Annotated in this window: 11 protein-coding genes; 3 read left to right on the forward strand and 8 right to left on the reverse strand. The window is 60.2% G+C overall.

Annotation, left to right across the window (positions count from 1 at the left end):
• Positions 1 to 10 precede the first annotated feature (10 nt).
• Positions 11 to 1324 (forward strand): isocitrate lyase, encoded by a 1314-nt coding sequence (gene aceA, locus OKC43_RS06115; protein WP_005344572.1) that lies wholly within the window; start codon positions 11 to 13, stop codon positions 1322 to 1324.
• Between the two features lie 106 nt (positions 1325 to 1430).
• Here the strand turns inward: aceA and hda are convergent, their stop codons facing one another.
• The 3 genes from hda to upp all read right to left on the reverse strand — a co-directional run bounded on the left by hda (position 1431) and on the right by upp (position 4031).
• The gene (gene hda / locus OKC43_RS06120) at positions 1431 to 2132 is read right to left on the reverse strand and encodes a DnaA inactivator Hda (RefSeq protein WP_013723920.1); all 702 of its coding nucleotides are present in this window, start codon (positions 2130 to 2132) and stop codon (positions 1431 to 1433) included.
• Positions 2133 to 2234: 102 nt separating this feature from the next.
• Positions 2235 to 3254: a DUF2066 domain-containing protein gene (locus OKC43_RS06125; protein ID WP_088869418.1), complete on the reverse strand. Its 1020-nt coding sequence runs from the start codon at positions 3252 to 3254 to the stop codon at positions 2235 to 2237.
• A 150-nt stretch (positions 3255 to 3404) separates the two neighbouring features.
• Complete coding sequence (gene upp, locus OKC43_RS06130) at positions 3405 to 4031, reverse strand: uracil phosphoribosyltransferase (RefSeq protein WP_005334115.1); 627 nt, start codon at positions 4029 to 4031, stop codon at positions 3405 to 3407.
• Between the two features lie 176 nt (positions 4032 to 4207).
• Here upp and purM point away from each other — a divergent pair, with 176 nt between their 5' ends.
• Together purM and purN are read left to right on the forward strand one after the other, a co-directional pair.
• Positions 4208 to 5245: a phosphoribosylformylglycinamidine cyclo-ligase gene (gene purM, locus OKC43_RS06135; RefSeq protein WP_021231046.1), complete on the forward strand. Its 1038-nt coding sequence runs from the start codon at positions 4208 to 4210 to the stop codon at positions 5243 to 5245.
• Positions 5242 to 5880 carry a phosphoribosylglycinamide formyltransferase gene (gene purN / locus OKC43_RS06140; RefSeq protein ID WP_270658377.1) on the forward strand — a complete coding sequence of 213 codons (639 nt, stop codon included), beginning with the start codon at positions 5242 to 5244 and terminating at the stop codon, positions 5878 to 5880. The genes purM and purN overlap by 4 nt, the downstream gene beginning before the upstream one ends.
• A 117-nt stretch (positions 5881 to 5997) precedes the next feature.
• On the opposite strand, the gene OKC43_RS06145 is transcribed toward purN, so the two are convergent.
• The 5 genes from OKC43_RS06145 to OKC43_RS06165 all read right to left on the reverse strand — a co-directional run bounded on the left by OKC43_RS06145 (position 5998) and on the right by OKC43_RS06165 (position 11950).
• A complete protein-coding gene (locus OKC43_RS06145; protein ID WP_442865490.1) occupies positions 5998 to 6759 on the reverse strand; it encodes a Nif3-like dinuclear metal center hexameric protein in 762 nt (253 codons plus the stop codon).
• 141 nt (positions 6760 to 6900) lie between these two features.
• On the reverse strand, positions 6901 to 8244 hold the full coding sequence (locus tag OKC43_RS06150; protein ID WP_270658375.1) for a sigma-54-dependent transcriptional regulator: 1344 nt from the start codon (positions 8242 to 8244) through the stop codon (positions 6901 to 6903).
• Positions 8241 to 9275, reverse strand: a complete 1035-nt coding sequence (locus tag OKC43_RS06155) for a sensor histidine kinase (protein WP_005334126.1) — start codon at positions 9273 to 9275, stop codon at positions 8241 to 8243. Before OKC43_RS06155 ends, OKC43_RS06150 begins: the two co-directional genes overlap by 4 nt.
• Positions 9276 to 9381: 106 nt before the next feature.
• Positions 9382 to 10803, reverse strand: a complete 1422-nt coding sequence (locus tag OKC43_RS06160) for a sigma-54 dependent transcriptional regulator (protein ID WP_042080359.1) — start codon at positions 10801 to 10803, stop codon at positions 9382 to 9384.
• A 268-nt stretch (positions 10804 to 11071) separates the two neighbouring features.
• Positions 11072 to 11950: a DUF2726 domain-containing protein gene (locus OKC43_RS06165; RefSeq protein ID WP_270658373.1), complete on the reverse strand. Its 879-nt coding sequence runs from the start codon at positions 11948 to 11950 to the stop codon at positions 11072 to 11074.
• Position 11951: the final 1 nt, after the last annotated feature.

The following is an 11951-nucleotide window of genomic DNA, read 5'->3' on the forward strand; positions in this document are numbered from 1 at the left end:
GGGAACTGATATGGCACTGACCCGTGAGCAACAGATCCAGGCTATCGAGAAAGACTGGGCGGAAAACCCCCGCTGGAAAGGGATCAAGCGCGGCTACAGCGCCGAAGATGTGGTGAACCTGCGCGGCAGCTTGCAGCCGGTGCACACCCTGGCCCAGCGTGGAGCCGACAAGCTGTGGGGTCTGATCCACGGCGACGCCAAGAAAGGCTATGTCAACTGCCTCGGCGCCCTGACCGGTGGTCAGGCAGTGCAGCAGGCCAAGGCGGGGATCGAGGCGATCTACCTCTCCGGCTGGCAGGTGGCGGCGGACAACAACTTGTCCTCCACCATGTATCCGGATCAGTCCCTCTACCCGGCCAACTCGGTACCGTCCGTGGTGGAGCGCATCAACAACTCCTTCGCCCGCGCCGACCAGATCCAGTGGGCCAACAAGGTCGGGCCGCAGGATGAGGGCTTTATCGACTACTTCCTGCCCATCGTGGCTGATGCGGAAGCCGGTTTCGGTGGCGTGCTGAACGCCTTCGAACTGATGAAGGGAATGATTGAAGCGGGCGCCGCCGGCGTGCACTTCGAAGATCAGCTCGCTTCCGTCAAGAAGTGCGGTCATATGGGCGGCAAGGTGCTGGTACCGACTCAGGAAGCGGTGCAGAAGCTGGTTGCCGCCCGTCTGGCAGCCGATGTGTGCGGCACCACCACCCTGGTGATCGCCCGTACCGACGCCAACGCCGCTGACCTGTTGACCACCGATGCTGACCCGTACGATGCAGACTTCCTGACTGGCGAGCGCACTGCCGAAGGGTTCTACAAGGTACGTGCCGGTATCGATCAGGCCATTGCTCGCGGTCTGGCTTACGCCCCTTATGCCGACATGGTGTGGTGTGAAACCGCCAAGCCGGATCTGGACGAAGCGCGTAAATTTGCCGAAGCAATCAAGGCCAAGTTCCCGGATCGTATCCTGGCCTACAACTGCTCCCCGAGCTTCAACTGGAAGAAGAATCTGGACGATGCCACCATCGCCCGCTTCCAGCAGGAGCTCTCCGACATGGGCTACAAGTACCAGTTCATCACCCTTGCGGGTATCCACAACATGTGGTTCCACATGTATGAACTGGCCTACCAGTACGCCCGTGGCGAAGGGATGAAGCACTACGTCGAGATGGTGCAGGAGCCGGAATTTGCCGCCGCCAGCCGTGGCTACACCTTCGTGGCACACCAGCAGGAGGTCGGTACCGGTTACTTCGACAAGGTGACCACCGTCATTCAGGGTGGCCAATCCTCGGTGACCGCACTGACCGGCTCCACCGAAGAAGATCAGTTCCACTAATAAGAGAGCAGCCTTGAAATAGCAAAACCCCGGCCTGATGCCGGGGTTTCTTTTTATCTGTAATTCAAACGAAAGTCAGGCACACAACCGCACACAGTCGAGAGGCTCAGAGCTCGAGGATCTCTTTGACAAAGGGAATGGTCAGCTTGCGCTTGGCGCGAAATGAGGCGTTGTCGAGCTGATTGAGAGTGGTAAGCAGGGTGCGCATATCGCGGGAGAGTCGGTTCAGCAGGAAGCGGCCCACATCGATGGGCAATTTGAAGCCCCGCAGCTCGGCACGCAGCTGCAGGGCACTGAGCTTGCCTTCATCATCCAGCTCTTCGAGATGGAAACTGACACCCCAGTCGAGGCGCGAAGCGAGATCCGGCAGTTGCAGTCCCAGTTTGCGCGGTGCGCTGCAGCCGGTGACCACCAGCGTCCCCTCGCCCTTCTCCTGCCAGCGGTTGTAGAAATCGAATAGCGCCCGCTCCCACACGGCATTGCCGGCGATGGCCTCAAGGCTGTCGAGACAGACCAGCGGCAGGCTTTCGAGAGCATCGAGCATGCTGGGATCGAGCTGTTCAAATTGATCGAGGGAGAGATAGGCCGCCGCCGCATCGCGGGCGTTGACCTCGGCACAGGTGGCGTGGAGCAGATGAGAGCGTCCGGATCCCTTGGCTCCCCAGAAATAGAGGAAAGGCGATCCCTGACCGATGGCCGCGTTTTTGAGGGCGGTGATCAGATGAGCATTGTTGCCGGGATAAAAACTGACGAAGGTTTCATCATCCGGTAGTTGTACGGCTAAAGACAGTTGGGCCGGTTGCTTCACTCGTTGGGCTTTGACTGTGACATTTGTGGCTAAGTGTATCATCGCAAAGGCAGATAGAGAACCGCCCGGGCAAGCCGGGCGGTCTACAAAAGCCTTATAAAATCAGGGCTGCGACCATTGGTAACGCAAACCGCTGCCATTATCGTCAACCTTGCGCAAACGACTCTCAAGTTGCAGCGCCCGCACCAATTCGGCCTGCTCCCCTTGCAGGGTAAAGTTGAAGGTGACCTGGTCCCCCTCCAGCTTGCCGATCGCCACCTTGCTGACGTTGGCCATCCCCTGCAGCATCTTCTGCACGGCGATCATGCTGTCCACTTCGGAGAGGCCATCTACCACCAGGGTCTGGCTGGTTGCCGGACCAGAAATGCGGGCACCGTAGTTTTTCACTAGCCAGGCCGCCAAGGTATCGGCAAACCCTTGCGCCACTTCGGCCTGAGTGCCGGTGTTATTGCCACGGGTCAGCTCGGCCACTTCACCGGCCGCTTTGGGGCCGTAGAGTCCCCAATCGATGCTCCACTTGTCACCTTCAGGAGTCAGCTTGCCCAACACCACCATCTCGGCGCCATAGCGCTGGCTTGCCTGCAAAATCGGGTCGGCAAAGCGTCCCCAGACGTCGGTGGCACTGACAGCCATGTTGTCATCGAGATCCATCAGCGGAATGCTGATGGGTAGCCCCAGCGTCTGGGCCTGCTCGCGCAAGGCTTGCGCCCAACCATCGCTGGATTGATCCGCCAGCAAGCGACGCTCACCCTGATCCACCACCAGCCAGATGGCCATTTGGGGACGAGCCGGGCCAAGCAGGGCAAACTGGCTCTCGGAGACCAGGCTGTTGACCTTGTCACTCTTGAACTCGGCTTTCAGATACTTGACGGAGTCCTGATCCTGATAGCCATAGCTTTTGACATAGTCGCCCGGCGCCGCCAGCGCCTTGACCACCACCGGCTGGGTGAGGATGTCGCGCTTGCCGGTCACCTTGATCAGCACCTGACCCAGTGCCTGCCCCTGAGCGGCCACCATGTCACCACTGGTCGGGGCCTTGCCCTGATAGAGGTCGGTCACCTGAGCGGCCGAGGCCATGAATGACAAGCCGCAGCAGAGGGCGGTCACAACACGTTTGAACATGAACAGAGTCTCGAAATGGGAGAGTGTGCTTATGGTAGCGGCAAGGCGCGTCCTGCGGCAAGGCTGGCACAAGCGGCCACAAACAGCAGAGCCGGCGATGCGCCGGCTCCGATCACCCCTTCCACATGGGAAGCAGGTCAAGGCATAAACTTATTTGGTACCGAAGATCTTGTCGCCTGCATCGCCCAGACCCGGCACGATGTAACCTTTCTCGTTCAGCCCCTGGTCGACAGAAGCGCAGTAGAGCTCTACGTCGGGGTGAGCGGCTTCCAGCGCCTTGATCCCTTCCGGCGCGGCAACCAGTACCAGCACCTTGATGGATTGGCAGCCTTTCTTCTTCAGCAGATCGATGGTAGCGATCATGGAACCACCGGTGGCCAGCATCGGATCGATGACCAGCGCCAGACGCTCTTCGATGTTGCTGACGATCTTCTCGAAATAGGGAACCGGTTGCAGGGTCTCTTCATCGCGGTAGATACCGACCACGCTGACGCGGGCACTCGGCATGTGCTCCAGCACGCCATCCATCATGCCAAGGCCGGCACGCAGGATAGGTACGACGGTTACCTTCTTGCCTTTGATCTGGTCAACTTCTACTGGCCCATTCCAGCCATCGATGATAACCTTCTCGGTTTCGAAGTCAGAGGTCGCTTCATAGGTCAACAAACTGCCCACTTCTTTGGCCAGTTCACGGAAACGCTTGGTGCTGATATCGCCTTCACGCATCAGACCGATCTTGTGTTTGACCAGGGGGTGTTTGACTTCAACGACTTTCATTATTATCTCCTCTAACCTGCCGCAAAAAAAATCGCGGAATCATACAACAAAAGCCACTGCTTGTAGAGCTTTTCCGCGCAAAAACGCGCAAACGATTTCCTTTCTGGTTTTTCACCGCCACTGTTAGAATACGCCCCGAATTTTACCCTCCACTTCTTACATGACGGGGAATACTCGTGACTGACAAAACCTCACTGAGCTACAAGGATGCTGGCGTAGATATCGATGCCGGCAATGCACTGGTTGAACGTATCAAGGGCGTGTCAAAGCGCACTCGTCGTCCTGAAGTCCTTGGTGGTCTTGGCGGCTTTGGGGCCTTGTGTCAAATCCCTGCGGGCTACAAGGAGCCGGTACTGGTCTCCGGTACCGATGGTGTGGGCACCAAGCTGCGGCTGGCCATCGACCTGAAGAAGCACGACACCGTGGGCATCGATCTGGTGGCCATGTGCGTCAATGACCTGATCGTACAGGGCGCCGAGCCGCTATTCTTCCTCGACTACTATGCAACCGGCAAGCTGGACGTGGACACCGCGGCCGCGGTGGTCACCGGGATCGGTGCCGGTTGCGAGCAGTCAGGCTGTGCCCTGGTGGGCGGCGAGACCGCCGAGATGCCGGGCATGTATGAAGGGGAAGACTACGACATCGCCGGTTTCTGCGTCGGTGTGGTGGAGAAGAGCGAAATCATCGACGGCAGCAAGGTCGGTGAAGGGGATGCCCTGATCGCGCTGGCCGCCAGCGGCCCTCACTCCAACGGCTTCTCCCTGATCCGTAAAATTCTGGAAGTCTCCAAAGCCGACGTGCATCAGCCGCTGGGTGACACCACTCTGGCCAACGCCCTGCTGGAACCGACCCGAATCTATGTGAAACCTGTACTCAAGCTCATCAAGGAGTGCGAGATCCACGCCCTCTCCCACATCACAGGTGGCGGCTTCTGGGAGAACATCCCCCGTGTCCTGCCCGCCAACACCCAAGCGGTGATCGATGAGCAGAGCTGGCAGTGGCCGGCGGTGTTCAGCTGGCTGCAGCAGGCTGGCAACGTCACCCGTCACGAGATGTATCGCACCTTCAACTGCGGTGTCGGCATGATCATCGCCCTGCCCGCCAACCAGCTGGAGAAGGCGCTGACCCTGCTCAAGGCGGAAGGCGAGAACGCATGGCACATCGGTCATATCGCCAAGGCAGCAGACGGTGAGGAGCAGGTCGTCATCAAATGATGCGGATCCTCGTCCTAATCTCTGGCAGCGGCAGCAACCTGCAGGCGATCCTAGACCACTGCGCCAGCGGCAAGATTGCCGGTGAAGTGGTCGGCGTTATCAGCAACAAGGCCGATGCCTATGGTCTGGTTCGTGCCAAAGAAGCAGGGGTGGCGACCTCCATTCTGGCCCAGCAGCAGTTTGCCAGCCGGGAGGAGTATGACGCCGCCCTGCTGGCGCTGATGGCAGACTATCAGCCTGACCTGGTGGTGCTGGCCGGGTTTATGCGGATATTGAGCGGCGATCTGGTGCGCCATTTCGCCGGGCGGATGATCAATATCCACCCCTCCCTGCTGCCCAAGTATCAGGGCCTGCACACCCACCAGCGCGCCATAGATGCCGGTGACAGTGAACACGGCGCCAGTGTCCACTTCGTGACCGAAGAGCTGGACGGGGGCCCGGTGATCCTGCAGGCCCGCGTCCCCATCTTTGAAGGGGACACTGCGGACGAGGTAGCGGCACGGGTACAGGCGCAGGAGCACAGCATCTACCCGCTGGTGGTACGCTGGTACTGCGAAGGCAGGCTGCAAATGGTAGACGGCGCCGTGCAACTGGATGGCGCCCTGCTGGACCCCGCTGGCTACGCCTGCGAGTAACCGCCAACAACTGCATGTCAGATACAACAAGGGAGGCTTAGGCCTCCCTTGTCATTTCTACCTACCACACGATGGCTTAGGTCAGGTCCGATTACGCCTCTACGCGGCCAAGCGACCCTACACCGGATTGTCGATATCGATAAAGGTGACATCCAGCCCATGCACGGTCGCCAACCACTCCCCCAGCGCCTTGACGCCGTAACGCTCGGTGGCATGATGGCCAGCGGCGTAGAAGTGCATCCCCATCTCGCGAGCGGTGTGAATGGTCTGCTCGGAGGCTTCGCCGGAGATAAAGGCATTGATGCCCTGCTCCGCCGCCAGATTGATGTAGATCTGACCGCCACCGGTGCACCAGGCCACGGAACGGATAAGCTCGGGACCGCTGTCGCCACAATAGAGTGGTTCGCGGCCAAGGCGCTCGGCAATCAGTTTGGCAAAGTCGGCACCACTCATCGGCTCTTCCAGCTTGCCCACCATGGCGACGCTCTTGCTGTTCCACGGCTCCAGACCGCGACGCACCGTGATGTCGAGCAGCTTGGCGAGTTGTGCGTTGTTGCCGACCTCGGGATGGACATCGAGCGGCAAGTGGTAGGCAAACAGGTTGATATCGTGGGTCAGCAGGGTCTTGAGCCGACGCTGCTTCATGCCGGTGATCTGGGCCGGTTCACCGCTCCAGAAGTAGCCGTGATGGACCAGAATGGCATCGGCTTCGGCAGCCACCGCCGCGTCAATCAGCGCCTGACTGGCAGTGACACCGGTCACTACCTTGCGAATGCGCTCGCGCCCCTCCACTTGCAGGCCGTTAGGGCAGTAATCCTTGATGGCGTGCGGTTCGAGCAGATGGTTCAGTACGGTTTCGAGTTTTCGATGAGAGATCATAGGGGTCCCTTATTAAGGCTCGGTCCCCTGCTTTACCAATAAAAACAGGGCCCAGGCTCAAAGCGCCAAGGGCCCCATGATAATCGAGCCGGGCCGCCAAGGCCATGACAGCCCCCACACAGTGCGGTTTCCCTCCCGGCCTCAGGCTGGCAGGTCGATCCCCGCCTCCCGCATCTGGGCCAGTTTGTAGCGCAGGGTGCGCGGGCTGATGCCGAGCCGATCGGCCACCGCCTTGCGGCTGCCGTTACAATCTTGCAGGGTGTCGAGGATGATCTGGTGCTCCTGCTGCTTGAGTTCGCTGCCGAGGCGATCGCCGCCATAGCTGCGCTCCACGCTGACAAACTCCATCTCCTGCTCGTCCAGCTCTTCCAGAATGAGGTGGTCACAATCAATGACCCCGTCGGGGCTGAGGATCAGGGCACGCTGTACCACGTTATCCAGCTCCCGCACATTGCCGGGCCAGGGGTGGGCCAGCAGCCGCTCCCGCGAGGCGTCCGTCAACTGCGGTGTCGGCAGCCCCTGCTGACTGGCATGGAGGGCCAGCAGGTGCTCCGCCAGCGGCAGAATGTCGCCGGGCCGCTCACAGAGGGCAGACCAGCGCAGCGGAAAAACGTTGAGGCGATAGTAGAGATCTTCGCGGAACTGGCCATCCTGCACCGCTTTTTTCAAATCCCGGTTGCTGGTGGCGATGACCCGCACATCCAGCGGGATCATCTTGCGACTGCCGAGCCGCTCCACCTCTTTCTCCTGCAACACCCGCAGCAATTTGGCTTGCAGCCCCAGATCCATCTCGGTGATCTCGTCGAGCAGCAGGGTGCCTCCCTGTGCCTGCTCGAACTTGCCCGGGCACCCCTGTACCGCGCCGGTAAACGCCCCCTTCTCGTAGCCAAACAGGGTCGCCTCCAGCATGTTTTCCGGAATGGCGGCGCAGTTGATGGCGACGAAAGGCTGCTCGGCGCGGCTGGAGTTATCGTGAATGTAACGGGCCAGCACCTCTTTCCCCGTCCCGCTCGGGCCGGTCACCATCACGGTCGCTTCGCTTCTGGCCACCCGGGTCGCCAGCTGGAACAGCTCGGCAGTTTTGGGATCCCCGTAGACCACGGCGCGTTTCTCTACCTTCTGGGCGGGCACATAGCGGCTGACCTGATTAAGCAGCACCTCCGGCGAGAACGGCTTGGCCAGATAGTCGATGGCCCCTTCCCGCATGGCGCGCACCGCACCATCGATGTTGGCGTAGGCGGTCATCAGCAGCACAGGTATCTGCGGATATTGCTGGCGGATGGTAGCCAACAGGGTGAGACCGTCCATTCCCCCCATCTGGATATCGGAGATCACCATGTCAAACGGCTGACGGGAGAGGGCCAGCAAAGCCCGCTCGCCGCTGTCCGCTTCACGGCACTCATAACCGCCGAGCAAAAGGGTATCCACCAGCGCTTCGCGCAGGCCATTGTCATCTTCAACTACCAGGATCCTGGCCTGTGTCATGCTACACCTCCAAGCTGCACCGGTTGCTGGTGCAGGGGGAACGACAGAGTAAAGCAGGTGCCTTCACCGGGAACCGAGGCCACACCGACCTCCCCCTGATGGGCACGCACTACAGATTGCACCACCGCCAGTCCGAGACCAGTGCCTTGGGAGCGAGTGGTAAAGAAGGGTTCGAATACCTGACCGAGCTGATGGGAAGGGATCCCCTTGCCATTATCGATGACCCGCATCTCCACCCGAGCTCCGCTGCGCACCGCGCTGACCAAGAGTGACGTGGCCCCCGCCTGCTGGGCATTGGCAATCAGATTGTTGATGGCTCCCGCCAACGCGCTGCTGTTGGCCAGCAGACAGAGATCGGGCTCCGGCGCCTCCATGTGCAGCTCGCAGCCCTGTTGCTGGCAGAAGGCCTCGGCACCGGCCTGCACTTCGGCCAGCAGCCCTTGTACCGAGATGGGGGTGACCACCTGATTGTCACCGTTGCGGGCAAACAGCAGGATGTCGTTGATCTGCTTCTCCAGATCCTGCAAACGGGCCATCAGCTTTTGCTGAAACTGAGTGCGAGATTCCGGCTTGAGGGTGCGGTTGGCCAGATTGGCGGCATAGAGCATGGCAGCGGAGAGCGGTGTGCGGATCTGGTGGGCGAGCGAGGCCGCCATATTGCCCAGCGCCGACAGCCGCTTCATATGGTTGATGCGGTCTTGCAGTTTACGGGTTTCGGTCAGGTCATTGATAAAGACCAGCTGGCCGGGCTGATCCGGCAGCGGTTGGGTCGAGAGCTGGACCCGGCGCCCGTCGCGCAGGGAGATCTCGTGGCCATCATCCTCGCGCGGCTCGAAGCAGCGGGCAATGATGTGACGCCAGAGCTCCCCTTCCAGCGGCTCCCCCAGCAGGGAGATGGCCGCCGGGTTCGCGCGGGTGACCACCCCTGCCCCGTCAAGCAGCAACACCCCGGTGGGGAGCGCCTTGAAGATGGCATAGAGCTGGCTCACTTCGTGGGACTGGAGTGGCATGTCCTGCTGCTGGATTGTCATAAACCTGACCTCAAACTGGCTATTGGGTCAGGTTATTCAATTTTCATGCCACTAAATTATATGAATTAAAACAATGAATTGCGCATTAGCGTCAAGGCTTTGACCCTCAGACGTCCTTGCTCATCCCGTACTTTTTCATCTTCTCCACCAGGGTGGTACGGCGCATGCCGAGCAGATCGGCGGCGCGGGCCACCACCCCATCCTGAGACTCCAGCGCCTGACGGATCAGCTCCACTTCAAGGTCGGCCAGCATCTCTTTGAGGTTGACCCCCTCCTCCGGCAACTGCATGGTGCGGGCCGAGGCGAGGGCGTGATCCAGCTCGGGCGGATCCTGAAACACCGCCGCCAGCGCATCCCGCTCATCCATCTCGGTCAGCCGCTCATCCCGCGGCTCGCTCGGCAGCAGGCGATAACGGCTCGGCAGATCGGCCACATCGACGATCTGGTGCGGGTAGAGGATCAACAGCCGCTCCAGCAGGTTGGAGAGCTCGCGCACGTTACCGGGCCAGGGGTACTGCATCAGCGACTCCAGCGCACGCTGGGTCAACCGGATAAAGCCATGGTGCTGCTCGGCATGGCGGTTGAGCAGCTCCTGCAGCAGCAGCGGGATGTCATCGATGCGATCCCGCAGCGGCGGCGTCTCTATGGGGAAAACGTTGAGGCGGTAGTAGAGATCTTCGCGGAAACCCTGAGTGCGGATCATCGCCTCAAGATCCCGGTGGGTAGCCGCTATGATGCGCACATCGGCCTGAATGGGCTTGCCGCCACCGACCCTGTCGAACAGCCGCTCCTGCAATACCCGCAGCAATTTGACCTGCATCGGCATCGGCATGTCGCCGATCTCGTCGAGGAACAGAGTGCCCCCCTGCGCCAGCTCGAAGCGACCGCGACGAGCCGCGATGGCGCCGGTAAAGGCTCCCTTCTCGTGGCCAAACAGTTCGCTCTCCAGCAATTCGGCCGGAATGGCGCCGCAGTTGATGGGCACGAAGGGGCCTTGACTTCGGGAAGAGAGTTCATGGATAGCGCGAGCCACCACCTCTTTACCTGTGCCGGACTCGCCGAGGATCAGCACGTTGGCATCGGTCTCGGCCACTTGGCTGATGAGGCGGCGTACCTCCTGGATCCCCTTCCCTTTGCCCACCAGCAAGCGCAGCAGGGCCTGACCCTTGTCATGGGTCTGCTGACGAGGATGCAAGGATACAAAGGCCTGACAGAAGTGCAGATGACGGGTAAGGGATTCATAGGTAAAGGGCGAGAGCGCGACCCCGATAAAGTTGCTGTTGGGCAGATCGGCCTCAACCAGCGAGAGAAAGGGGGTACGGGGGAAAGCGGCCAGCAACTCTGACAAGGGGCGGTCGGTCAGCTCACCTACCAGCACCCCTTGCAGCGGTCCGGAGGATTCGATGGCCACATCCAGATCGCTTTGTGCCACCTCCTGCCACGGGATCCCCATAAACGAGAGCACAGTTCCCAACTGTTGGCGCCGCTGCGCATCGGCATCAACAATCAACACGCCCATCTCCACCATATCCATTCCTCGCGATGTCCTGAACTAACTTATTGTTTTATTTAATGATAAAACAGCTACCGACTGTCTTTTTGCAGGCACACAAAGTGCCAAAATTCCGACACATTGTCAAAAGTTGTCGTATTCAGGCTAAGTGTATCGACAGAAACGGGAGATTAGATAAATTTTGCCGAGGAATTTTCTGCATTGGCGCCGTTAACAAACGCCGCCAATAGCGGAAAGAAAACTGCCCTCGTCAGAGGGCAGCATGGGACACGGTGAAGCGCATTCAGTGGCGATTATGGTGGTGCGGCGCCGCGTAACGACACTCGGGGAAACGGCTGCAAGCCAGAAAGAGTCGACCGGCGTGGGGGCCTTTTTTCGCCTCCCGCTCCACCAGCGGCGCATCGCAGCGGGGGCAGTGGTGTACCTCGTGCTCTTCATCATCTTTTACATCGGCGAACAAGCCATCGACCAGCTCCCCCTCACTCTGTGGCGCCTCCACCATCCCCTTGGCCTGGATGGCGGGCTCGTGGAGCGACGCAGGCGAGATGGCCTCGGCATGGGCAGTGCGGCCACGCATCCCGGCACCGACATCCACACCATCCAGCAACAGAGGGTTGAAGGTGGGCTCGCGGCGCGCTCCGTGCGGCAAATCGTCGATCACCGGTTCGCTGGTTTTGACCAGCAGCGGCAGGATCTGTTCGCGCAGCTCTTCCACCAGATAGCTGGCACTTGCCGGGATCTGCAGCAACGGCAGACCGGCGCTGTCGCAGGCGGTTTTCAGAAAGAGATCCCGCGCCTTGCGCTTCTGGTGACGATGGGAGCTGTCATCGAGTTCGATGGCGCAGATAAAGGAGAGATCCGCGGGGTGGCAAAGCAGATAGTCGAAATGCTTGGCGCTGATCTTGTTGAAGTACTGCTGCCATTTGCTTTTGCCGATCCCGGCCTGCGGCGTCAGCACATCGGCCACCCGCACCTTGGCAAAGACCCGGGCCTTGTCACCCACAGCCAGATCCAGCACCCCGAGGAAGGAGCGCTCGGCGGGACTGAACAGGGTCTCCTGCACATCATAGGGCAGGCGCTTTTGCTGTCTGCCTCTGCTCCAGAAGATCGCCAGCACAAGCAGCGCCAGCAACAACAATCCCGATAGGACAAGGGTATTCATG

This window comes from Aeromonas sp. Y289-2 (assembly GCF_027705925.1).
Classification (GTDB): domain Bacteria; phylum Pseudomonadota; class Gammaproteobacteria; order Enterobacterales; family Aeromonadaceae; genus Aeromonas; species Aeromonas veronii.

Excerpts from the sequence above, each read along its gene's own strand:
- aceA (WP_005344572.1), top strand. The coding sequence starts at position 11 with ATGGCACTGACCCGTGAGCAACAGATCCAGGCTATCGAGAAAGACTGG.
- OKC43_RS06125 (WP_088869418.1), bottom strand. The coding sequence starts at position 3,254 with ATGTTCAAACGTGTTGTGACCGCCCTCTGCTGCGGCTTGTCATTCATG.
- upp (WP_005334115.1), bottom strand. The coding sequence starts at position 4,031 with ATGAAAGTCGTTGAAGTCAAACACCCCCTGGTCAAACACAAGATCGGT.
- purN (WP_270658377.1), top strand. The coding sequence starts at position 5,242 with ATGATGCGGATCCTCGTCCTAATCTCTGGCAGCGGCAGCAACCTGCAG.
- OKC43_RS06145 (WP_442865490.1), bottom strand. The coding sequence starts at position 6,759 with ATGATCTCTCATCGAAAACTCGAAACCGTACTGAACCATCTGCTCGAA.
- OKC43_RS06150 (WP_270658375.1), bottom strand. The coding sequence starts at position 8,244 with ATGACACAGGCCAGGATCCTGGTAGTTGAAGATGACAATGGCCTGCGC.
- OKC43_RS06155 (WP_005334126.1), bottom strand. The coding sequence starts at position 9,275 with ATGACAATCCAGCAGCAGGACATGCCACTCCAGTCCCACGAAGTGAGC.
- OKC43_RS06160 (WP_042080359.1), bottom strand. The coding sequence starts at position 10,803 with ATGGTGGAGATGGGCGTGTTGATTGTTGATGCCGATGCGCAGCGGCGC.
- OKC43_RS06165 (WP_270658373.1), bottom strand. The coding sequence starts at position 11,950 with ATGAATACCCTTGTCCTATCGGGATTGTTGTTGCTGGCGCTGCTTGTG.